Annotated in this window: 18 protein-coding genes and 1 riboswitch; of the genes, 14 read left to right on the forward strand and 4 right to left on the reverse strand. The window is 72.3% G+C overall.

What is annotated here, in order from left to right:
• The first annotated feature begins 129 nt into the window (after positions 1 to 129).
• The 8 genes from IFY26_RS11105 (at position 130) to IFY26_RS11140 (ending at position 10,045) form a co-directional block, all read left to right on the forward strand.
• On the forward strand, positions 130 to 450 hold the full coding sequence (locus IFY26_RS11105) for a YbaB/EbfC family nucleoid-associated protein (protein WP_232549194.1): 321 nt from the start codon (positions 130 to 132) through the stop codon (positions 448 to 450).
• Positions 451 to 453: 3 nt separating this feature from the next.
• Entirely contained in the window at positions 454 to 1,050 is a 597-nt protein-coding gene (recR, locus tag IFY26_RS11110; RefSeq protein ID WP_232549071.1) for a recombination mediator RecR, read from the forward strand.
• Between the two features lie 82 nt (positions 1,051 to 1,132).
• On the forward strand, positions 1,133 to 1,972 hold the full coding sequence (locus IFY26_RS11115; RefSeq protein WP_232549072.1) for a Cof-type HAD-IIB family hydrolase: 840 nt from the start codon (positions 1,133 to 1,135) through the stop codon (positions 1,970 to 1,972).
• Between the two features lie 412 nt (positions 1,973 to 2,384).
• Positions 2,385 to 5,516 (forward strand): isoleucine--tRNA ligase, encoded by a 3,132-nt coding sequence (ileS, locus tag IFY26_RS11120; RefSeq protein ID WP_232549073.1) that lies wholly within the window; start codon positions 2,385 to 2,387, stop codon positions 5,514 to 5,516.
• An 11-nt stretch (positions 5,517 to 5,527) separates the two neighbouring features.
• Positions 5,528 to 6,406 carry a formate/nitrite transporter family protein gene (locus IFY26_RS11125; RefSeq protein WP_232549074.1) on the forward strand — a complete coding sequence of 293 codons (879 nt, stop codon included), beginning with the start codon at positions 5,528 to 5,530 and terminating at the stop codon, positions 6,404 to 6,406.
• A 198-nt stretch (positions 6,407 to 6,604) separates the two neighbouring features.
• On the forward strand, positions 6,605 to 7,621 hold the full coding sequence (locus tag IFY26_RS11130) for a 1-phosphofructokinase family hexose kinase (protein ID WP_269779431.1): 1,017 nt from the start codon (positions 6,605 to 6,607) through the stop codon (positions 7,619 to 7,621).
• A 20-nt stretch (positions 7,622 to 7,641) separates the two neighbouring features.
• Positions 7,642 to 9,747 carry a PTS fructose transporter subunit IIABC gene (locus IFY26_RS11135; RefSeq protein ID WP_232549076.1) on the forward strand — a complete coding sequence of 702 codons (2,106 nt, stop codon included), beginning with the start codon at positions 7,642 to 7,644 and terminating at the stop codon, positions 9,745 to 9,747.
• Positions 9,748 to 9,775: 28 nt separating this feature from the next.
• A complete protein-coding gene (locus IFY26_RS11140) occupies positions 9,776 to 10,045 on the forward strand; it encodes an HPr family phosphocarrier protein (protein WP_232549077.1) in 270 nt (89 codons plus the stop codon).
• Between the two features lie 79 nt (positions 10,046 to 10,124).
• Here IFY26_RS11140 and IFY26_RS11145 read toward each other — a convergent pair whose 3' ends face one another.
• Entirely contained in the window at positions 10,125 to 10,634 is a 510-nt protein-coding gene (locus IFY26_RS11145; protein ID WP_232549078.1) for a DUF1707 SHOCT-like domain-containing protein, read from the reverse strand.
• 143 nt (positions 10,635 to 10,777) lie between these two features.
• Here IFY26_RS11145 and IFY26_RS11150 point away from each other — a divergent pair, with 143 nt between their 5' ends.
• A complete protein-coding gene (locus tag IFY26_RS11150) occupies positions 10,778 to 12,037 on the forward strand; it encodes an aspartate kinase (RefSeq protein ID WP_232549079.1) in 1,260 nt (419 codons plus the stop codon).
• 47 nt (positions 12,038 to 12,084) lie between these two features.
• The gene (locus IFY26_RS11155) at positions 12,085 to 13,119 is read left to right on the forward strand and encodes a hypothetical protein (RefSeq protein ID WP_232549080.1); all 1,035 of its coding nucleotides are present in this window, start codon (positions 12,085 to 12,087) and stop codon (positions 13,117 to 13,119) included.
• On the opposite strand, the gene IFY26_RS11160 is transcribed toward IFY26_RS11155, so the two are convergent.
• Positions 13,086 to 14,204, reverse strand: coding sequence for a pyridoxal phosphate-dependent aminotransferase (locus IFY26_RS11160; RefSeq protein WP_232549081.1), 1,119 nt, complete (start codon positions 14,202 to 14,204; stop codon positions 13,086 to 13,088). The genes IFY26_RS11155 and IFY26_RS11160 overlap by 34 nt on opposite strands.
• Before the next feature lie 101 nt (positions 14,205 to 14,305).
• The gene (gene serA / locus IFY26_RS11165) at positions 14,306 to 15,289 is read right to left on the reverse strand and encodes a phosphoglycerate dehydrogenase (protein WP_232549082.1); all 984 of its coding nucleotides are present in this window, start codon (positions 15,287 to 15,289) and stop codon (positions 14,306 to 14,308) included.
• Positions 15,290 to 15,431: 142 nt separating this feature from the next.
• Positions 15,432 to 15,538: riboswitch (TPP riboswitch) on the forward strand.
• A gap of 40 nt (positions 15,539 to 15,578) precedes the next feature.
• Here serA and IFY26_RS11170 point away from each other — a divergent pair.
• From IFY26_RS11170 to IFY26_RS11185, 4 genes are all read left to right on the forward strand, one after another.
• Positions 15,579 to 16,715, forward strand: coding sequence for a thiamine ABC transporter substrate-binding protein (locus IFY26_RS11170; RefSeq protein ID WP_232549083.1), 1,137 nt, complete (start codon positions 15,579 to 15,581; stop codon positions 16,713 to 16,715).
• A 1-nt stretch (position 16,716) separates the two neighbouring features.
• Positions 16,717 to 18,369 (forward strand): ABC transporter permease, encoded by a 1,653-nt coding sequence (locus IFY26_RS11175; protein ID WP_232549084.1) that lies wholly within the window; start codon positions 16,717 to 16,719, stop codon positions 18,367 to 18,369.
• On the forward strand, positions 18,363 to 19,448 hold the full coding sequence (locus IFY26_RS11180) for an ABC transporter ATP-binding protein (RefSeq protein ID WP_232549085.1): 1,086 nt from the start codon (positions 18,363 to 18,365) through the stop codon (positions 19,446 to 19,448). Before IFY26_RS11175 ends, IFY26_RS11180 begins: the two co-directional genes overlap by 7 nt.
• Positions 19,449 to 19,710: 262 nt before the next feature.
• Positions 19,711 to 22,770, forward strand: a complete 3,060-nt coding sequence (locus tag IFY26_RS11185; RefSeq protein WP_232549086.1) for a glycosyl hydrolase — start codon at positions 19,711 to 19,713, stop codon at positions 22,768 to 22,770.
• Here IFY26_RS11185 and IFY26_RS11190 read toward each other — a convergent pair.
• The gene (locus IFY26_RS11190) at positions 22,667 to 22,948 is read right to left on the reverse strand and encodes a hypothetical protein (RefSeq protein WP_232549087.1); all 282 of its coding nucleotides are present in this window, start codon (positions 22,946 to 22,948) and stop codon (positions 22,667 to 22,669) included. The two genes, IFY26_RS11185 and IFY26_RS11190, sit on opposite strands and share 104 nt — an antisense overlap.
• Positions 22,949 to 22,961 lie beyond the last annotated feature (13 nt).

Below are 22,961 nucleotides of genomic sequence, written 5' to 3' on the forward strand. Positions count from 1 at the left end.
CGCGACCGGCACGACCGCAGGTTTCGGACACGCCTCGCCTACGATGAACCCACAGCCGAACCCCACCGTGCTGATCCCCACCGAGCTGATCCCCACACAGCAGAACCAAGGAGAGTGACAGCCATGTCGATGTTCAACACCGAGGGCGGCGGGTTCGACATGAACGCGCTGCTGCAGCAGGCCCAGGCCATGCAGGAGCAGTTGGCCAACGCCCAGGCCGACCTGGCCAACCAGACGGTCACCGGCAGCGCCGGGGGCGACCTCGTGGTGGTCACGATGAGCGGGACGGGCGAGGTCACGCAGGTGACGATCGACCCCAAGGCCATCGACCCCGAGGACGCCGAGACCCTCGGCGACCTCATCGTCGCCGCCATCCGGGACGCGTCCACGCAGGTGCAGACCCTCGCGTCGGCGGCCATGCCCCCGATGCCGCCCGGTCTCGGTTTCTGACGCGTGTACGAAGGGCCGATCCAGAACCTGATCGACGAGCTGGGCCGCCTGCCCGGCGTCGGGCCGAAGAGTGCCCAGCGCATCGCCTTCCACATCCTGCAGTCCGACCGGGAGGACGTGGCCCGGCTCGCGGATGCGCTGCGCGAGGTCACCGAGAAGGTGCGGTTCTGCGAGATCTGCTTCAACATCGCCGAGGAGGCGACCTGCCGGGTCTGCCGCGACCCGCGCCGGGACCAGTCGCTGGTGTGCGTGGTGGAGGAGAGCAAGGACGTCCAGGCCATCGAGCGCACCCGCGAGTTCCGCGGGCTCTACCACGTGCTCGGCGGGGCGATCAGCCCGATCGACAACGTCGGGCCGGAAGATCTGCACATCGCCGAGTTGCTGCGCCGCCTGAGCGCGCCGGTGATCACCGAGGTCATCCTCGCCACCGACCCGAACCTCGAGGGCGAGGCGACGGCCACGTACCTGTCGCGCATCCTCGCCAACACCGGCATCACGGTGTCGCGGCTGGCCTCTGGCCTCCCCGTCGGGGGCGACCTGGAGTACGCCGACGAGGTCACCCTGGGCCGCGCGTTCTCCGGGCGGCGAGCGGTCGGCTGACGGTCGGGACGCCGACCCCGCGCCGGTTCCCCTCCGCCGCCACCCGTCCGGACGCCCCCGCCCCAACCGCTAGCCTGAGGCCGTGATCCGACTCCTGGCGACCGACGTCGACGGCACCCTCGTCCACAGCGACCACGTCACCATCAGCGCCCGCACCCGCGAGGCGTTCCTGGCGGCGTCCGAGGCCGGCATCGTGGTCACGGCCGTGTCCGGACGCCAGCCGTACTCGATCGCGGCCCTCGTGCGCGGCACCGCGCTGGAGGGGCCGGCGATCGGCAGCAACGGGTCGGTCGCCATGCACCTGTCGACCGGTGAGCTGTTCTTCGAGGAGATCCTCGACGTGGACGCCCAACGCACCCTCGTCGAGGCGATGCGGGCGCGGTTCCCCGGGGTGAGGGCCGTCTCGGTGCGCGACGGCGGCAACACCTACCTCGCCGAGCACGGCTACTCCGGCCCGCAGGATCCGGGAGCCCAGAGTGCGGCGTGGGAGGTCGTCCACCGCTTCGCCGACCTCGACGAGGTCCTGGCCGCCGGGTCGGTCAAGCTGGTGCTCAAGCACGACGACGTCGAGCCGCGCGCGCTGTTGGCTGCCGCCCGCGAACTCGCCGTCCCGGGCTGCCACCCCACCATCTCGGGCGCCCCCTTCCTCGAGGTCGCCCGGGAGGGCGTGACCAAGGCGTCCGGTTTGGCGTCCGTGTGCACCCACCTCGGCATCGACGCCAGCGAGGTGATGGTGTTCGGTGACAACGTGAACGACGTCGAGATGCTGCGCTGGGCGGGCGTCGGCGTGGCGATGGGCAACGCCACCCCCGAGGCACTCGCGGCGGCCGACCGGGTCACGCTGACCAACGACGCCGACGGCGTCGCCCAGGTCATCGAGGGCCTGCTCGGGGACGCCGCGCACGGCACTCCCCGGGCGTAGCGCCGCTCTCGTGGACACGCACGTCGCTCCCTTGCCGTAGCGGTGCTCTCGCTGCAGGGAGAGCAGGGCGCTGTGCGGGGAGCGAGGTGGTCGCGCTGAGGTCGAGCGGCTCGTACGACCCCGCCGCTTGGCGTCCGGGCGGCGCCGTTCGTAGAATGGGCGGGTCCGCACGGCGACGATGGGGCCATCACCCCGGAGCTGCCGGAAGAACGGCGTCGAGAGGCGCTCACTAGAACCGGCGGCGGACGAGTCTGAGCGGGGCTCCCCGTTCCCGACGCGCCACGGCCGTGGCGTCGACGGGGCAGAGCCCAAGGAGGGTGGTACCGCGGGTCCGCCGGAGCAGTCCGGTGCGCTCGTCCCTTCGTCCCACCCGAGCCGGACGCCCCGCGTCCGGGAATGACGAAGGAATTCCATGAGCAACCCGGCCGGCTATCGCGCCGTCGCCCCGCAGGTCGACCTGCCCGCGATGGAGCGCGAGGTCATCGCGCTGTGGGACGCGCAGCACACGTTCGAGGCCTCGCTCGCGCGGACCGCCGACGGCCCCACCTGGACGTTCTACGAGGGGCCGCCCACGGCCAACGGCATGCCCGGCACCCACCACATCGAGGCGCGGGCGTTCAAGGACGTCTTCCCGCGCTTCAGGACGATGCAGGGCTTCCGGGTCGACCGCAAGGCGGGCTGGGACTGCCATGGCCTGCCGGTCGAGCTCGCCGTCGAGAAGGAGCTCGGCTTCAACGGCAAGCCCGACATCGAGGCCTACGGCATCGCCCCCTTCAACGAGCGGTGCCGGAGCTCGGTGACCCAGTACGTCGACCAGTGGACCGAGCTGACCCGCCGCATGGGCTACTGGGTGAACCTCGACGAGGCGTACTGGACGATGAGCACCCCGTACGTCGAGAGCGTCTGGTGGTCGCTGAAGCAGATCCACCAGCGCGGCCTGTTGGTGGAGGACCAGCGGGTCGCCCCCTACTGCCCGCGCTGCGGCACGACGCTGAGCGACCACGAGCTGGCCCAGGGCTACGAGGAGACCGCCGACACCACGGTGTTCGTCCGGTTCCCGCTCACGTCCGGCCCGTACGCCGGCACCGCGGACCTCGCGATCTGGACGACCACGCCCTGGACGCTCGTCTCGAACACCACGGTCGCCGTGGGCCCCGACATCGAGTACACCGTCGCGGTGTCGGACGCCGGCGCCAAGCCCGTCGTCGTGGCCGTCGACTCGGTGACCAGCGCGCTGGGGGAGGGCTGGCGTCCGACCGACACCTTCACCGGCGCCGACATGCTCGGCTGGACCTACGAGCGCCCCCTCGATGTGATGGACCAGCCCGGCCCGGCCTGGTTCGTCGTGAACGAGGACTACGTCGCCACGGGCGAGGGCACCGGCCTGGTGCACCAGTCCTACCCGTTCGGCGAGGACGACTTTGCCTCCAGCCGCCGCAACGGCATCGCGTACGTGAACCCCATCGGCCCCGACGGCTGCTTCCTGCCCGGCAACGGCTTCGTGTCGGACGTGTTCTTCAAGACGGCCGACCCGCTGATCGTCGAGCGCCTCCGCGACACCGGCCTGTTGCTGCGCACGCTCGTGCACGAGCACCCCTACCCGCACTGCTGGCGGTGCCACACGCCGTTGATGTACTACGCCCAGCCGAGCTGGTACATCCGCACGACGCAGGTCAAGGAGGCGCTGCTCCGCGAGAACGAGGCCACGTCCTGGCACCCCGAGCACATCAAGCACGGCCGCTACGGCGACTGGCTCGACAACAACATCGACTGGGCGCTGTCGCGCAAGCGCTACTGGGGCACCCCGCTGCCCATCTGGCGCTGCGAGGACGATCACCAGGTGTGCGTCGGCTCGCTCGCCGAGCTGGGCGAGCTGGCGGGGGAGAACCTGTCGGCGCTCGATCCGCACCGCCCCTTCGTCGACGACGTCACGTTCGCCTGCCCCACCTGCGGCAAGCCGAGCGTGCGCGTCCCCGAGGTGATCGACGCCTGGTATGACTCGGGCTCGATGCCGTTCGCCCAGTGGGGCTACCCGTGGGCGCCCGGCTCGGCCGAGAAGCTCGAGCAGGCCTACCCGGCCGATTTCATCTGCGAGGCCATTGACCAGACCCGCGGCTGGTTCTACTCCCTCATGGCGGTCGGCACGCTCACGTTCGACGCGAGCAGTTACCGCACCGTGCTGTGCCTCGGCCACATCCTCGCCGAGGACGGCCGCAAGATGAGCAAGCACCTGGGCAACATCCTCGAGCCGATCTCGCTGATGGACACCCACGGGGCGGACGCCGTCCGCTGGTTCATGGTCGCGGGCGGCTCGCCCTGGTCGTCGCGTCGCGTCGGGCACACCACGATCACCGAGACCGTCCGCAAGGTGCTGCTGACCTACTGGAACGCCGTCAGCTTCCAGTCCCTCTATGCGCGCACGAACGGGTGGACGCCGGCGCCCCCGCCCGCCGACACGACGCTCGGGGTGCTGGACCGCTGGCTCGTCAGCGTCCGCAACGACCTGGTGGCGCAGGTCACCGACGCGCTGGAGCACTTCGACACCCAGCGGGCCGGCTCGCTGCTGGCCGACTTCGTCGATGACCTGTCCAACTGGTACATCCGCCGCAGCCGGCGCCGCTTCTGGGAGGGTGATCCGGGCGCGTTGTGGACGCTGCACGAGACCCTCGACGTCGTCACCCGTCTGATGGCCCCCATGGCGCCCTTCGTCACCGAGCGGGTGTGGCAGGACCTGTTCGTGGCCGCGGTGCCGGACGCCGCCGCGTCGGTCCACCTCGCCTCCTGGCCGGTGGCGGACGCCGCCGCGATCGACCCCGACCTCAACGCGTCCATGCGCACCGCGCGCCGGCTCGTGGAACTCGGTCGCTCGGCCCGCTCGGAGGCCCGCGTCAAGACCCGTCAGCCGCTGCAGCGGCTGTTGGTGCCCTCGGCGTCCTTCGCGCGGCTCGGCAGCGAGCTGATCGACGAGATCGCCGCCGAGCTCAACGTCGGAACCGTCGAGTCGTTCAGCTCGGCGGGCGACCTGGTCGACCACGTCGCCAAGGGCAACTTCCGGGCGCTTGGCCGCCGGTTCGGCAAGGACACCCCGCGCATCGCGGCGGCCATCGCGGCCGCGGACGCCGCGGCGCTGGCGTCCGCCCTGGCCGCGCACGGCGAGGCCACGGTGGACGTCGACGGCGGCACGGTGGTGAGCGCCGAGGAGGTGCTCATCAGCGAACGGCCCCGCGAGGGCTGGTCGGTGGTCAACGAGCAGGGCGAGACCGTCGCGCTCGACCTCGAGCTGACGCCGGCCCTCGTCGCCCAGGGGCTGGTGCGCGAGGTGGTGCGGTTGGTGCAGGATGCCCGCAAGGCGTCCGGGCTGGAGGTGTCGGACCGCATCGAGCTGGTGTGGAACGCCGACGCCGAGCTCGCCGAGGCACTACGGTCGGGAGCTGACGACGTCGCCCGCGAGGTGCTCGCGACGACGATGACCGAGGGCGAGCCCAGCGGTGACGTGACCACGGACGACGAACTGGGGTTGAGGTTCGCGATCCGCAAGGCGTGAGAGGAGCCGGCGTGGCCGATTCGATGGAGCGGCTCTTCCCGGGCCGCGTGTTCATCAGCACGGTGCTCGAGGCGCTGGACACCAAACATGTCATGACCGGCGAGGTCGCCCGCATCTTTCTGCAGCGGGCGGCCATGGCCGGGATCATCATCGGGGTCTTCTACCTGACGAACTTCTCCATCGTCTCCGTCTTCGCCGGGCTCGAGGTGGGCGGGGAGCCGCTGACCGGCGTCGGACGCCTCGTCGGCGGCCTCGCGTTCGGCTGGGCCCTGGTGTTCATCTACTACACCAAGTCCGAGCTGCTCACCTCCAACATGATGGTGGTCACCGTCGGCATGTACCACCGGCGCACCACGCTGCTGCGTTCGCTGCGCATCATGGGGCTGTGCCTGTTCGGCAATTTCCTCGGCGGCCTGGTCATCGCCCTCCTGATGATGGGCAGCACGCTGGCCGGAGGGGGCGTGGGGGAGCAGATGGCGTCCTCCGTCGCGCACAAGCTGGAGTACATCACCCTGGGTGTCGGGGGATGGAGTGACCTCTTCATCCGCGCCATCCTGTGCAACTTCATGATCAACATCGCCATGACGCTGATCTGGAACGGGTTCATCAAGGAGGACCTGACTCGGGCGCTGGCGATGATCACCGCGGTGTTCATCTTCGCGTTCCTGGGGTTCGAGCACTCGGTGGCCAACACGGTGCTGTTCACGATCGTGGGCCTCACCCAGGGCATCGACGTCGGGCTCGCCGCGGCCAACGTCGCGATCGCCCTCGTGGGCAACTACATCGGCGGCGGCCTGCTCATCGGGCTCTACTACGCGTGGGCCAATGACCACCGGCGCTATCTGCGCCTGCACCCCGAGCTCGCCGAGGAGCCTCCCGTCGCCCAGTGACGGGCGTCGAGGCGATCCTGGGGCATCGGCTCGGTAATCCCTGCGGGGTGCCGGGGGGTTCGCCATACTTCCCAGCGAGGAGCCGGCACCGAACGCCACACGATGCCAAACGACATACCGGCTTCAGAGTTGTGGAGCCACGCAAACCCAGCTATAAACAGATGACCCCACATTGACCCCGAGGGAGTGGACGTGGACCTGAATGTTCAGGAGCGGGGCGGTGGCCAGCGGCCGCCGTCCGCACGACGCGTCGTGACATTCACGGCGAATCCCAGCATCGACAAGACGGTCGCCCTCGGCGGCCCGCTCGCGCGGGGGGAGGTGCAGCGCGCGGTGTCGGTGACCGAGCAGGCCGCCGGCAAGGGGGTGAACGTCGCCCGCGTCGTGGCCGAGGCGGGCGTCGAGGCGACGGCCGTCCTCCCGTTCGACGACACGGCCTACCGGGCGATGCTCGATGGGGCCGTGCCCACGGCGATGGCGGTGGACGCCCCCGGCGTCCGCCACCGCCCCCGCACGAACACGACGATCACCGAGCCCGGCGGCACGACGACCAAGGTGAACGAGCCGGGGCCGACGCTCTCGGCCTCCGACCTCGACGCCGCCACCGCCCAGGTGGTGGCCGCCGCCGCAGGAGCCGCGTGGGTGGCCCTGTCCGGGTCGCTGCCGCCCGGCGCGCCGGACGACTGGTATGCCCAGCTGGCCGCCGCGCTGCGTCCGCTGGGGGCGAAGGTCGCCATCGACACCTCCGACGCGGCGCTGGACGCGGTGCTCGCCGCCCTGCCCGCCAGCGCGTTCGACCTGGTCAAGCCCAACTCCGACGAACTCGCGCAGCTCACGGGCGGGGACGCCGCCGCCTTCGAGGCGGCCGCGGCCGCGGGTGACCTCGCGGACATCGTGGCCGCCGCGAAGCGGCTCCACGAGCGCGGCATCACCCACGTGCTCGTCACGCTGGGCGGCTCGGGCGCGGTGCTCGTCAACGCCGCCGGCGCCTGGCACGCCGCGGCGCCGGCAATCCGGGTCGCCAGCACCGTGGGCGCGGGCGACTCCTCGGTCGCCGGCTTCATCCTCGGCGACGTGACCGGGCTCGACCCGGCCGACTGCCTGGCGCAGGCCGTCGCCCACGGTTCCGCGGCGGCGTCCCTGCCCGGCACCACCCTCCCGACCCCCGACGACCTGCCCCCCGGCCGCGTCGTCGTCACCCACCTCACCGCCTGACCCGACGAAGGGAAGTCCCCATGCCACTCATCAACGAACACCTGGTGCGGCTCGACGCCGACCTCGGTGCCCAGAAGCAGGACGTCATCGCGTCCCTGGCCCAGGTCGTCGCCGACGCCGGCCGCGCCGATGCCGCCGGCCTGACCGCCGACGCGATGGACCGCGAGGGCAAGGCCGCCACCGGCCTGCCCGGCGGCTTCGCCATTCCCCACTGCCGCTCGGCGGCGGTGTCGGAGGCGTCGCTGGCCTTCGCGCGGCTGTCGAACCCGGTCGACTTCGGCGCCAAGGACGGCCCGGCCGACCTCGTGTTCCTCATCGCGGCGGCGGCGGACGGCGACGCCGACCACCTCAAGCTGCTCACCAAGCTCGCCCGCGCGCTGGTGAAGAAGGACTTCCTGGCCTCCCTGCGCGCCGCCCAGAGCCCGGCCGACGTCGTCGCCCTCGTCGACGGTGTGCTCAACCCGCCGGACGCCGCCGCGCCCGGCGCCGCGGGAGGAGTCGCCGCGGCCGGTGCTGCGGGCGCCGCCGGGACCGGGGCCACAGCCGTGTCTGCCGCCACCCCGGATGCCGCCACCCCGGATGCCGCCACCGCGGGGGAGGCGGGGGCGGACCGTCCGGTCATCGTGGCGGTCACCGCCTGCCCGACCGGCATCGCCCACACCTACATGGCGGCCGACTCGCTGGTCGCGGCCGGGCAGGAGGCCGGGGTCGACGTGCAGGTCGAGACGCAGGGCTCCGGTGGCGTGACGCCGCTGCCCGCGTCGGTCATCTCGGGCGCCGTCGCGGCGATCTTCGCGACCGACGTCGGGGTGAAGGAGAAGGAGCGCTTCGCTGGCCTGCCGGTGATCGAGTCCGGCGTCAAGCGGGGCATCAACGAGCCCGCGAAGATGATCGAGGAGGCGCTGGCGGCGTCGAAGAACCCCAACGCGCGGCGCGTGTCCGGCGTGGCGGGGGCGTCCGACGGCGCCGGCGAGGGCGCCCAGCTCGGCTGGGGCAAGCGCATCCAGCAGGCCCTGATGACCGGTGTGTCGTACATGATCCCGTTCGTCGCGGCCGGCGGCCTGTTGATCGCGCTCAGCTTCCTCGTCGGGGGCTACGGCATCGCGCTGACACCCGACTGCGCCAACCTGCCCGCCTGGGCGGCCGGCGCCACCGCGGAGCAGTGCGCGTCCGCGGGCAGCTATGCCGCGCTGGCCTACGACCTGGGCCCGGCGGCCGGGCTGGGGCCGTGGCTGGGCGGCATCCTCAACCTCGTCGGCTCGGCGGCCTTCGGCTTCCTCGTGCCCGCCCTGTCGGGCTACATCGCCTACGCGCTGGGCGGACGCCCCGGCATCGCCCCCGGCTTCGTCGGCGGCGCCATCTCGGTGACGCTCGGCGCCGGCTTCATCGGCGGCCTGGTGACCGGCCTCATCGCGGGCCTGCTCGCCATGTGGCTGGCGTCGCTCAAGCCGCCGCGCTGGTTGGCCGGCCTCATGCCGGTGGTCATCATCCCGCTCACCGTCACGCTGATCGTCGGCGGCCTGATGTACCTCCTGCTCGGCGCGCCGCTGGCGGCCATCACCAACGGCCTGTACGCCTTCCTCGGCGGCATGACCGGCGGCTCGGTCATCCTGCTCGGCATCATCCTCGGCCTGATGATGTGCTTCGACCTCGGCGGGCCCGTCAACAAGGCGGCCTATCTGTTCGCCACCGCGGGTCTCTCGGCGCAGACCGAGGCGTCGTTCCAGATCATGGCCGCCGTGATGGCGGCCGGCATGGTGCCGCCGCTGGCGATGGCCCTGGCCACGACCGTCCGCAAGCGGCTCTTCACCGAGCCCGAGATCGAGAACGGCCGGACGGCCTGGCTGCTCGGGGCGTCCTTCATCTCCGAGGGTGCCATCCCGTTCGGTGCCGCCGACCCGCTGCGCGTCATCCCCTCGATGATGCTGGGCGGAGCGGTGACCGGCGCGCTCACCATGGCGCTCGGTGTCGGCAGTCGGGCCCCCCACGGCGGGATCTTCGTGCTGTTTGCGATCGACAACCCGATCGGGTTCATCATCGCTATCCTTGCTGGCATGATCGTCGGCGCGGTCGCCGTCATCGCCGCCAAGCAGTTCTTTGGTGGCAAGAAGGCCGTGGCCGCCTGACGACCCGAATCTCTCGAAGGAGAAAAGCATGGCTAGCAAGACTGTCACCGTCGGCTCGTCCGTGGGCCTGCACGCCCGCCCGGCCGCCATCATCGCCGAGGCCGCTGAGGGCTACGACGACGAGATCACCCTGACGCTCGTCGGTGGCGACGACGACGAGGGCGTCGACGCGGCGTCGAGCCTCATGATCATGACCCTGGGCGCCGAGAAGGGGGCCGAGGTCGTCGTCGAGTCCGACAACGAGGAGGCCGTCGAGGCCATCGCCGCCCTCATCGAGAAGGACCTGGACTCCGAGTGAGCCCTGCCTGACCCGTTCGCCCACGGGGCCCGCTCCGATCGGAGCGGGCCCCGTGTGCGTCTCGGGCGTGCCGGGGTGCTCAGCGCTCGAGGTGGGGCGGGGGCTTGCGCTGGTCGGGGACGAGCTGGTTCAACACGATGCTGCCGATGATGGCGATGGCGATGAACAAGAACCAGTTCCCGAACATGATCGCGGACAGGATGCAGGCGGGCCACAGCAACGCCCGGCCCATCGGCAACCACTGGGCGATCTGCGGTGGCACCCGAGGGCCGGAGGTCACCACCTCGTCCCCATCGGGGTGCGGCCGACCCGCGGAGGCGACCGGCTGGCGCGTCGGCGTCCGGCCGGGCGTCGAACCGGGCACCAGGGACGCACCGGCGGCCGAACTGTCGAGATGCGGGCGGGGCTCGGGCAGGTCGGAGAACAGCGGGCCGAAGTCGGACGCGAAGCGTGCGGAGAGCGCCGCAGTCATCCGCTCGGCGAACTCGGTGTCGTCGAGGCGCCCGGCCTCGAAGTGCTCGCGCAACATCGCGGTGGCGGCGTCCCGATCGGCGTCGGAGAGACGCTGCGGGACGGGCTCGTGGCTCATGGCGCCCCAGTGTAGGACGACGGCGCGCGGGACGGCGGGGTGGCGCGACGTTCGCCGGCCCCGCGCCGTGGGATGAGCGGGCGTGCGGGCGGCGTCCGTGGCAGAGTGGATCCGGTTCGCAACACGAGGAGGTCGGAGCACCAGTGCGGGTCGTGCAGAAGTTCGGCGGATCCAGCGTCGCGGACGCCGCGAGCATCAAGCGGGTGGCGCAGCGCATCGTCGACGCGCAGGCGCAGGGCAACGAGGTCGTGGTCATCGTGTCCGCCATGGGCGACACGACCGACGAGCTGCTTGACCTCGCCCAGCAGGTGTCGCCGCAGCCGCGGCCCCGTGAGCTCGACATGCTGCTCACCGCCGGTGAGCGGATGAGCGCGGCGCTGCTCGCCATGGCGATCAACGATCTCGGCTACACCGCCCGGTCGTTCACCGGCAGCCAGGCCGGCGTCATCACCACCGAGAAGCACGGCGACGCGCGCATCATCGACATCACGCCCGGCCGCATCGAGACGGCCCTGGGGGAGGGTGACGTCGTCATCGTCGCCGGGTTCCAGGGCGTGTCGCAGACCACCAAGGATGTGACCACGCTGGGGCGGGGGGCGTCCGACACCACCGCCGTCGCGCTGGCCGCCGCCCTGGGGGCCGGCTACTGCGAGATCTACTCCGACGTGGACGGGGTGTTCACCGCCGACCCGCGCATCGTGCCGGGTGCGCAACGGATCCCCGAGATCAGCTACGACGAGATGCTCGAGCTGGCCGCGAACGGCGCCAAGATCCTGCACCTGCGCTGCGTGGAGTACGCGCGGCGCGAGAACGTCGAGGTGCACGTGCGCAGTTCGTTCTCGACCAAGCCCGGCACCTGGGTGAAGCACATCAGCGAGGAGGAGTCCGTGGAGAACCCCATCATCACCGGCATCGCCCACGACCGGTCCGAGGCCAAGGTCACGGTCGTCGGCGTGCCCGATCGCGTCGGCGCGGCCGCGGACGTCTTCGACACCGTCGCCGCCGTCGGCGTCAACATCGACATGATCGTGCAGAACGTGTCGGTGGCCGACAACACCACCGCGATCTCCTTCACCCTGCCGCAGGCCGACGGCCCGCGGGCGATCGCGGCGCTGGAGGCGGCCCGCGAGCGCATCGGGTTCACGTCGACCGAGTACGACGACCACGTGGGCAAGGTGTCCGTGGTGGGCGTCGGCATGCGCAGCCACCCCGGTGTGTCGGCGACGTGCTTCCGTGCGCTGGCCGCCGCCGACATCAACATCGCGATGATCTCAACCTCGGAGATCCGCATCTCGGTGGTCGTCGACGTCGACGACGTGGACGCCGCCGTCCGAGCCTGTCACACGGCGTTCGGCCTCGACAGCGAGGGCCAGGCCGTCGTGTACGCGGGGACCGGCCGCTGAGCAGCCCACGCCCCCTGGGCCCGTGGACGTCGGTCGGGCTGTGGCTGGTGCTGCTGGGGTGGCCGTGGCTGCTGCTGTTCGTGGTGGTGCGGCCCTCGCTGAGCGTGCTCGGTTGGGCCACCGCGTGGCTGTGGCTCTCGTGGCTCCTCGGCCTCGCGATCCAGGGCCTGTCCCGCTCGGTCAACCTGATGCTGGCGCGCAGCCTGTACCCGCTCGGCGTGGTCGCTGTGGTGGCCCTCGGCCTGCAGCTGCTCGTCTTCCCCGCCGAGGTGCTCTTCCTCTTCCCCACCACCTGGTACCCGTGGGTGCAGCTGGCCGCCGTGGTGGCCGTGGCGGTCGGGGTGGTGGCCCTCGTGGGGGTCGTGCGCGACACTCTCCTGCCCCCGCGCCCGCCCCGCACGCTGGCGGACGCGCTCATGGCCGCCGCTGAGCCGGGAACCGGAGCGGCCGGGCGGCCGGGCGCGTGGGGACGCCGGCTGCGGCGTGAGCTGGCGGCGACGCTGCCCCACGGCGTCCCGTTGGTGGATCGGGTGCGCGTGGCCGTCGCCCACCGGGCGGCCGTGCTGCTCCGGTACGCGGCGACCGCGGCCGTGGTGCTCGTGTTCGGGGTCGTCGCGCTGGTGTGGGTGCGCGGGGCGTTCGCCGAGGGCTGGGTGGCGCTGCTGGTCGCCCTGGCGTTGGCCGCCGAGACGCGGCTCCACCGGTGGCGCCGCGAGCGGCTGCTCGACGGGTTCGCCGAGCCCGACCCCTGGGCGGGGCGGGGGCGTTACGACGCCTGGTGGGGGCTGTCCGCCGGGCTGGCCCTCGTCGTGACGCTGCGGACGACCGCGGCCATGGGAGGGCTGCGCGACGACCCGCTGTGGTGGTACGGCGTCGCGGTGGTGCTCGCCGCGGTGGCCGCCGTCGTTCCGTTCCGCTGGGCGAACACCCATCAGGGCGAGATCTTCGCCGCCTGGCTCGAGCGTCACCCCGAGCGCGTGGCCGAGCTCGAATCCCTCCGGGCGAGCTGGCCGGAGGACTCCGACGCGCCGTTCGGGGAGCTGCCCGCTCAGGCGGCGCGGCGTCCGACCGATCGGCGGTAGTCGTCCAGTCCGCCCAGGAGGCGGTCGACGTCCGGTGTGGGCCGGACGACCAGGCGCAGGAACTGGCTGGTCAGGCCCAGCTTGTTGCCGCACTCGCGGACGTAGACACCGTGCTCGGCGAGGAGGAAGTCGCGCAGCTCCGGGCCCGACCAATGGTCCGGTAGCTTGACCAGGACGAAGTTGGTGCTCGTCTCGAACACCGACAACGAGCCGAAGGTGCGCAGCCGCTCGGCCATCGCGCGCCGGTCGCGGGCGGCCAGCGCCAGACTGTGACGGTAGGCGTCCCGGTGTTGACCCAGCATGCCGACGACAGCCTCGGCCAGGGAGTTGAGGTTCCACTTCGGCAGGGCCTCACCGACGCGGCGGGCGAGCGCCGGGTTGGCGACGAGGTAGCCGAAACGGACGCCGTGCAGGCCGAAGTTCTTCCCGAGCGACTTGAGCACGATGACGTTGCTGCGCAGCGGCGCGACGTCGACGACGGAGCGGGCCTCCGCGTCGTCGACGAAGTCGATGAAGGACTCGTCGACGACCACGAGGTCGAGATCGGACAGTTCGTCGAGGAACGCGATCACCTGGTCGCGGGCCACGATGCCACCGTCGGGGTTGTTGGGCTGGCAGATGACGGCCGCCCGCGAACCGCGCTCGCGGATGAAGCGGGCGTAGTCGGCCAGGTCGAGGGCGAACCCGTCGGCCTCGCGCAGCGGGTACAGGTCGACGCGCTTGCCTGTCTCGAACGGCTGGTCGGTCCAACGGCCGAAGGTCGGTATCGGCACGGCGATGCTCTCGGTGACCAGGAGGTGGTCGATCCAGGTGATGAGTTCGGTGGAGCCGTTGCCCATCGCCACGGTCTGGGGGTGCAGGCCGAGCAGGTCGCTGAGCCGCCGGGTGGTGGCCGCGGCGTCGCTGGGGTAGTAGGTCAGGAGCTCGGGCAGCGCGGCGGACAGCTGGTCGAACATCGCCGGGGTGGGGAAGTAGCTGTTCGTCGGGATGCAGAAGTCGACGACGGTGCGCCCGGAGCCCGCCGCCTCCTGCACCTTGAAGAAGGAGGCGGAGTGGGCGGCACGGGTGAGGGAGCGGACGTTCATGCTGGTCTCCTTGGTGGTGGTGGTGGTGGTGGTGATGGCGGCGGTCGTGGTGAATGCGTGTTGGGGGTGCGGCGTCGGGATGGTGCGGGCAGGGGTGGGCGTCAGGCGGCGCGGGAGGCGCGGCCGGTGGTGCCGGTGAGGTGATCGGTGAGCTTGCCCGCCACGTGGGCGGCGATGGCGGCCTGGGACTCCTCGGTTGATCCGCCGATGTGCGGGGTGAGGATGACGTTCGGCAGGCCCTGCAGGGCGGAGGCGAAGGCGTCCGAACGGCCCGACGGTTCGTCGGGGAAGACGTCGAGCGCGGCCCCGGCGAGCTGGCCGGACGCCAGCGCGTCCTGCAGCGCGGGCAGGTCGACGACCGGGCCGCGGCTGAGGTTGACGAGCAGCGCGCCGGGCCGCATCCGGCCGAGCTCGGCGGCGCCGAGGAGGCCGGCGTTGCCCGCCCGGCCGTCCACGTGGAGGCTGACGATGTCGGATGCCCCGAGCAGTTCGTCGAGCGTCCGGGTGGGCGTGGCGTGGCCGATCGGCTGGCGGTCGGCCAGGTCGTGGAACAGCACGCGGAGGCCGAGCGCCTCGGCGACGACCGACAGCTGGCTGCCGACGTTGCCGTAGCCGACGATGCCCAGGGTCCGGCCGCGCACCTCGCGGCTGCCCTCGGCGGTCTTGTGCCAGCGGCCCGCGTGGACCGCCCGGTCGTGGACGGTGAGGCGGCGGCTGAGGGCCAGCAGGTTCGCCACCGCGAGCTCGACCACGCTGCGCGTGCTGGCGTGGGGGGCGTTGAAGACGGCGATGCCGAGTTCGTCGGCGGCGGCCAGGTCGATCTGGTTGGTGCCGACACAGAAGGCGCCGACCGCCTCCAGATGTTCGGCGCGCTGCAGGACGCGGCGGGTCAGGCGGGTGCCGGAGCGGATGCCGAGCACCCGGACGCCGGACAGCGCCCGCGTCAGGGCGACGTCGTTGAGCGCCTCGGCGCGGTGGTGGACGGTCAGGCCGGCGTCGCGGAGCGGGGGGATGGCGTCGGTGTGGACGTTGTCCAGCAGAAGTGCCTGGCCGGCGGTCCCGGGTCGGGGGGCCGTGTGGGTCATGTCAGTTCCTTCGCGGTGTCGGGCGACCCGTTCGGGGCCGTGGAACCACCGTGTCGGCCGCGTCTGTGGCCCTGCTGTGTGCCGGGGCGGGGGCGCGCTGTGACCCTGCGGGTGGTCGCGGGGCCACGCACGCTAGGGTGGGGAATGAAGACAGGGGAGCGCCCGCAGGGGCGCTGAGAGTGCGGAGCGCCGCAGACCCTCGCACCTGATCCGGTTCGCACCGGCGGAGGGAGTCGAGCTCTTCGGCCCACGGCGGGCCGACCCCTCCTACGAACGGGAGGACCATCGCATGACCGATCGCCAGCACCCCGGACGCCCCACCTCGCCCGGCTGGGGCCGCCGGACCGCGATGCTTCTGGTGCCGGGCCTGCTCGCGCTGGCGGCTTGTACCGGCCCGGCGGCCACCCCGACGCCGGCGGCGTCCGACACGGCCCCGACGCCCACCACGTCGCCGACGCCCACCGCGTCCGAGTCGACCACCCTGACCGTCGTGACGCACGACTCCTTCGCGTTGAGCCAGGAGCTGCTGGACGAGTTCGCGGCGCAGACCGGCTACACCGTCACCTACGTCGCGCCCGGGGACGCCGGCAGCCTGACCAACCAGCTGGTGCTGACGAAGGACTCCCCGCTCGGTGATGTGGTGTTCGGCATCGACAACACGTTCGCCGGGCGGGCGCTGGACGAGGACGTCGTCGTGCCCTACGTCGCCGAGGCCCTGCCGGAGCAGGAGGCGGCGACGTTCGCCGCGGACGACACCCATCGGTTGACGCCGATCGACTTCGGGGACGTGTGCATCAATGCCGACCTTGCCTGGTTCGCCGAGCACGAGCTGGGGGTGCCGACGACGTTGGAGGACCTCGCCGATCCTGCCTACCGGGATCTGCTCGTGGTGTCCAGCCCCGCCACCAGCTCGCCGGGTCTGGCGTTCCTCATCGCCACCGTGGAGGCGCAGGGGGAGGACGGTTACCTCGACTACTGGCAGCGGCTCCGCGACAACGGCCTGCTCGTCGCGCAGGACTGGACGGAGGCCTACACGGTGCAGTTCTCCGGCTCGTCGGGGCAGGGGCCGCGGCCGCTCGTGCTGAGCTACGCCACGTCGCCGTCGTTCGAGGTGGTGGACGGCGCGACCCACACCGGGGCGCTGCTCGGCACGTGCTTCCGGCAGGTGGAGTACGCCGGCGTGATCGCGGGGGCGCAGAACGAGGTCGGGGCGCAGAAGTTCATCGAGTTCCTGCTCAGCGACGCGGTGCAGGCCGACATCCCCGAGCAGATGTACATGTACCCCGTGCAGCGCTCGGTGGAGCTGCCGGCGGAGTGGGTCGAGTTCGCGCCGCTGGCGCAGCGGCCCTACACGATGACCCCCGAGGCCATCACCGAGGGGCGCGACACGTGGATCCGTGACTGGGCGACGACGGTCATCGGCTGACGTGAGGCTGCGCGTCGGGCCGGCGCTGGGATGGGGAGCTGCCGCCGGCGTCCCGCTGGCCTTCCTGGGGGTGTTCTTCGCGTGGCCGGTCGCCGCGCTGGTGGGGCGGGGGCTGTTCCCCGACGGCGCCCTCACGCTGGAGGGGTTCGCGTCGGTGCTCGCGTCCCCCCGCACCGGGCGGGTGGTCACGACCACCCTGGCGCAGGCGGTGGCCGGGACGCTGGCGTCCCTCGCGCTCGGCCTGCCGGCCGCGTGGGTGCTGTACCGGACGCGGTTCCCCGGCCGCGGCATCGCCCGGGCCGTCGTCACCATCCCGTTCGTGCTGCCCAGCGTGGTGGTCGGCGTGGCGTTCAAGTCGCTGGTGATCAGCACCGGCCCGCTCGGGTTCCTCGGCCTCGACGGCAGCTTCGCGATCGTCGTCGCCGCCCTGGCCTTCTTCAACACCGCCGTCGTCGTGCGCACCGTGGGGGGGCTGTGGGCGGGGCTGGACGGCCGTCCGGCCGAGGTGGCGGCCGTGCTCGGCGCGACGCCGCGACGGGTGTTCGCGACCGTCACCCTGCCGGCCCTCGCGCCCGCGATCGCGTCCAGCGCCGCGTTGGTGTTCCTGTTCTGCGCGTCGGCCTACGGGGTGGTCATGGTGCTGGGTGGCCCGGCGTACGGCACGATCGAGACCGAGATCTGGTTCCTCACCAACCAACTGCTCGACCTGACGGCGGCGGCCGCGCTCTCGGTGATCCAGCTGGTGGTGGTGACGATCAGCCTGGTGATCTCGGAGCGGCTGCAGAGCCGGTTGACCCAGGCGCAGCGGCTGCGCACCGGGGAGTCCGGCATCCCGCGCTGGCGGTGGCGCCGTGACGGCTGGGCGACGCTCGTCACCGGTCTCGTCGTGGTGCTCGTCGCGCTGCCGCTGGGCAACCTCGTGGTGCGCTCGCTGCGGACGGCGTCCGGGTGGGGCCCCGACCACTACGTCGCGCTGGTCGCTGGGCCGTCGGGGCCGCTCTCGATCCCGGTGGGTGATGCCATCGGCAATTCGCTGCGGACGGCTGTGCTGGCGACGGTGTTGGCGCTGGTGCTGGGCGTCCTGGTCAGCCTGGTGGTGTCGCGCCGGCCGCGCTCGCGGGTCGGACGCCGCGCGCTCAGCGTTCTCGACCAGGTGTTCATGCTGCCGCTCGGGGTCTCGGCGGTGACGGTCGGGTTCGGCTTCCTCATCACGCTCAACCGGCCGCCGCTGGACCTGCGGAGCTCGATGGCGCTGGTGCCGATCGCGCAGGCCATCGTCGCCCTGCCGCTGGTGCTGCGGGTGCTGCTGCCCGTGCTGCGGGCCATCGACCCGCGCCTGCGCGAGGCGGCGGCCGTGCTCGGTGCGGGCCCCGGCCGGGTGCTGGCCAGCGTCGACCTGGCGATGGCGTCCCGCGGGCTCGGGTTGGCGACGGGGTTCGCGTTCGCGACCTCGTTGGGGGAGTTCGGCGCCACGTCCTTCCTCGCGCGGCCGGACGCGCCGACGCTGCCGGTGGTGGTGTTCCGGCTGATGGGGCGTCCGGGGTGGGAGAACCAGGGCACGGGCATGGCGGCCGCGGTGCTGCTGGCCGTGATGACGGCCACGGTCATGGCGTTGGCTGAGAGGATGAGACCCATGGAGGCGACCACATGGTGACCGGGCTGACCGTGCGCGACGCCGTGGTGCGCTACACCACGACCGAGGGGGACACGCGGCGTCCGCCCAACCGCCGGCCGATCCTGAGCTGGGTGCCGCCGCCCCGGCCGAAGCCGGGTGCCACGCGCACCATCACGGCGGTGGACGGGGTGTCGCTCGACGTCGGACCCGGGGAGATCGTCGCGCTGCTGGGTGCCTCGGGCTCGGGCAAGTCGTCGCTGCTGCGGGCGATCGCGGGGCTGGAGCCGCTGGCGTCCGGATCCGTCGCGTGGGACGGGGCGGATCTCGCGCGCGTGGCCGTGCACAAGCGCAACTTCGGGCTGATGTTCCAGGAACCCGCGCTGTTCCCGAATCTCGACGTGGGCGCCAATGTGGCGTACGGGCTCCACGCGTTGCCGCGGGCGCGGCGGTCGTCGGTGGCCGCGGAGTTCCTCGAGCTGGTGGGGCTGCCGGGCTTCGCGCGGCGCCGCGTGACCGAGCTGTCGGGCGGGCAGGCGCAACGCGTGGCGCTGGCGCGCTCGCTGGCGCCGCGACCGCGGTTGATGTTGCTGGACGAGCCGCTCTCGGCGCTCGACCGAGCGCTGCGGGAGCGGCTGGTGGAGGTGCTCGGCGAGGTGCTGCGCGCCACCGGGACGCCCGCGGTTCACGTGACGCACGACCAGGACGAGGCGTTCGCCCTGGCCGACCGGGTGGCCGTGCTCGCCGACGGGGCGCTGCTCCAGGTGGGCACACCCGCGGAGCTGTGGCGTCAGCCGGCCTCGGCCGCCGTCGCGCGGTTCCTGGGGTACGGCACGTTCCTCACCGACGCTGACGCTGCGACGCTCGGGGTGGGGCGGCTCGCCGCGTCCGGTCTGGTGGGCCTGGGGCCGGCGAGCCTGGTGCTGGACGCCGGCGGCGTCCGCCTGCCGGTGCGCGCGGAGAACGTCCGCCGGGGATACGTGTCGATCAAGGTCGAGCTGCCCAGCGGCCAGGTCGCCGAGGTGCGTGCCCCGGAGGCGACGGGGCTGGACGCGGTGGGCGTCCGCCTCGATCCGGACGCCGTGGCGGTCGTCCGGGACGCGGACCCCACCGCCCGCTGAGGCGTGTGATCTGGCATTTGGACCCGAGGAAATGGCGCCATGGCGCCATTCCCTCGGGTCCAAATCGGCGTCGCGGGTGCCCGGCCGCGGTTCACCGGCAGGGCACCCCGCGCCGGTCGCCCCCGCCGTATGCTGAACCGGATGGCCATCGCGCGTCGGTGGGGCCTTCCCCACCACTGGGCCGGCGCTTCATCCCCCAGCGCAGGGGGGCCCGAGGCCGGGCGCGGGGGCCCGGGCCAGCACCCCAGGAAGAGGGAACACCGTGGACTTCGCCAGCACCGTGACGGGCTTCGCCGAGCCGACGATCGAGTACCGGCCCGACCAGCGGTGGTGGCTCGCCGAAGGGCTCCACACCGATGCGACGCTGCGCACCGAGATCGCCGCGATGCACCGCCTCGGCTTCGGCGGCATCGAGTTCCTGGCCATGGACGAGGAGGGGGTCGACCACGCGCGCTACGGCTGGGGCGCCGAGGAGTGGGTGCACGACTCGCAGGTGGTGGTGGAAGAGGCCACCCGGCGGGGGATGGCGGTCAGCTTCACCTCGGGCACGAACTGGGCGAACGCGAACCTGCCGACCATCACGCCCGAGAGCCCCGCGGCGGCCAAGGAACTCAACGTGACGGTGGAGGAGGTCGCGGGTGGGGCCACGCGCACCGGCGCCCTGCGGCGCGTCGATCTGGCCGCGTTCTCGCCGTCGGTGCTGGGGCATCGGGGAGCGGTGTCGGAGCAGACGTTCGTCGCTGTGGTGGCCGCGCGGGTGCTCGGCACGACCGAGCTGGGCAACGTGCTGGACGTCGACTCCGTCGTGGATCTCACGGCCGACGTGGTGGACGAGACACTCGACTGGACGGCTCCCGAGGGCGACTGGCGGTTGTACGCCCACTGGATGCACGGCACCGGACAGACGGCGTCGCCGTCGGCGAGGGTCAACTACACCGTGAACTATCTCGACCGCGACGGCGTCGACGCCGTCATCGACTACTGGGAGCACGAGGTGCTGACGCCGCAGCTGCGCGCGCAGATCGCCGCCAACCCGCGCGCCCAGATGTACATGGACTCGATGGAGCTCACGGCCTACGGCGAGGGCGGAATGTTCTGGGGCCGGACGGTGGCCGAGGAGTTCCGGGCCCGCCGCGGCTACGACATCACCCCGTGGTTGCCGTTCCTGACCCGGCGGGTGGCGATGATGGCCTCCCAGACCATCTACCGCAACGAGCCGGACGCGGCGCACGCCGGGGCGGTCGAGAAGGTGCGCTTCGACTACGTCGCCACCCTGACCGACCTCTACATCGAGAACATGCTGCGCCCGTTCGCGGCGTTCCTGCACCACCACGGCATGACGTTGCGCGCCGAGATCAGCTACGGGCTGCCGTTCGAGCTGACGCGTCCGGGGCCGGAGGTCGACGGCATCGAGACCGAGTCGCTGGAGTTCGGCGCGCAGATCGACGCCTACCGGCTGATGGCCGGCCCGGCGCACCTGTTCGGCAAGCAGTACAGCTCCGAGACGGGCGCCACGACACGCAACTACATGCTCGACCACCGGTTCTACGACCAGATCATCGCCACCCAGCTCGCCGCCGGCATCACCCGGACGGTCCTGCACGGCTGGGCCAGCCCCGCCGGTGCAAGGGAAACCACCCGGTGGCCGGGTCACGAGGGCATGTGGCCGGAGTTCTCCGAGCGGTTCGACACCCGCCAGCCCGGCGCCGAGTTCTATCCGTGGTGGACGACGGCGCTGGCCCGGTGCCAGTTCCTGCTGCGGCAGGGGCGTCCGCGCATCGACGTGGGCATCCTGCGCACCGACCACTTCACCGACAACGTCTCGGGCATGCGGTTCGTCGACGACGACGGCACCCGGGTGGCCGACGAGGTCGCCTACGGCACGTGGTGGATGCGCAACCGGCAGAACCACTGGTGGGCCGACCTCGGCATGCAGGACGCCGGCTGGACCTATGAGTTCTTCGACGGCTCCCTGCTGCTGCGCGACGACGTGCGCTTCGCCGACGGGGTCGTCCAGCCGGACGGGCCGGGTTACCAGGCGCTGATCGTGTACCAGGACGCCCTCGATGCGGACGTCGCCCGGCGACTTCTGGGCTGGGCGCGTGTGGGGCTGCGGGTGTTGCTGGTGGACGGCAGCCGCGAGCTCGTGGAACTGCAGACCCGGCGCTACCGGACGCACGGGGCCGCCGCCGCGCGGACCCACGGCCTCGACGGGCGCGACGACGAGCTCACCGCGACGATCGCGGAGTTGGTGGCACTGCCGAGCGTGGCGCGGGTCGGCGACCCGGCCGACACGGTGGCGGCGCTGCGCCGGCTGGGGGTGACCGGCCGGGCGGAGTTCGTCGAGGACAACCGCAGCGTGCTGACTCACCTGCGCGAGGACGGCGACCTGCTCCACCTGTACGCCTACCACTTCCTCTACGACACCGGCGAGCCCGTCGACATGGACGTCACCCTGCCGGGCTCGGGCCTGGTGCACCGGCTGGACGCGTGGAGCGGCACGACGCGTCCGCACGCCGGGGTGCGGGTTGGGCGCGCGGACGCCGCGGGTGACCGAACGGTCGTCACCCTCCGGCTCCACCCGGGGGAGACGGCGCTGCTGACGCTGGACCGGTCCGCGGACGCCGCCGCGTCCGAGCCGGCGGAGCTCGAGTGGGTCGCCGACCTCCCCACGTGGGACGTCACGGTCGAGAGCTGGGACGCGGGGCCCGACGAGACCATCACGGAGGATCGCGGCCTGGGCTACGTGAGCGAGGAGGTCCGGCCCACGACCACCGTGACGGTGATCGAGCTCGGGCCGACCACGCTTCGGCCCTGGCACGCGCTGCCCGGCGTGGGCGGGGAGGTGTCCGGGATCGCGGAGTACACCGCCACGGTGCGCATCGACGACGCCCAGCCCGGGCAGACGTTCGTGCTCGACCTGCGGCGGGCTCGGTTCGGTACGCATCAACGGCGGCACACCGGTGGGCGTCGACACGTCGCGTCCGGTCGTCCGCACCACCGAGCTGCGCGCGGGGGAGAACACCGTCACCGTGCGCGTGGCCAGCTCGCTCAACAAACGGCTCCTGGCGCGTGGGTACTACGACACCCTGCGCGACGTCCTGGGCAACTCCGAGGGCTGGGCGGAGCCGCGCATGCAGCAGACGCACGTCCGCGACCATGGCCTCCTCGGCCCGGTGCGGCTGGTCCGGGAACGTACCTGAGCGGACGCCGTCGGCTCAGGCTCGCCGTTGGGTCAGCCCGCGGGGCACGGGCCAGAGGCGGACGCGCGACCCGGGCTGGGCGGCGCCGGCGATGGCGACGGCTCCGACCAACACCGTGACAGGCCCGAACAGGGCGAGCCACACCAGGGCGTCGGGCCAGGGCCACTGGCCCAGGAGTGTGACCAGGAGCCACCCGGCCAGGTTGGCGAGGACGAGGAACGGCAGCGCGACCAGTGCGCGCGCCCAGAAGCCGGTGGGCCACACCGCGTGGGACCGTTCGGTGAGTTGGCCGGCCATGGGCTGCTCCTTT

It is taken from the genome of Propioniciclava soli (genome assembly GCF_014858005.1).
GTDB lineage: Bacteria > Actinomycetota > Actinomycetes > Propionibacteriales > Propionibacteriaceae > Propioniciclava > Propioniciclava soli.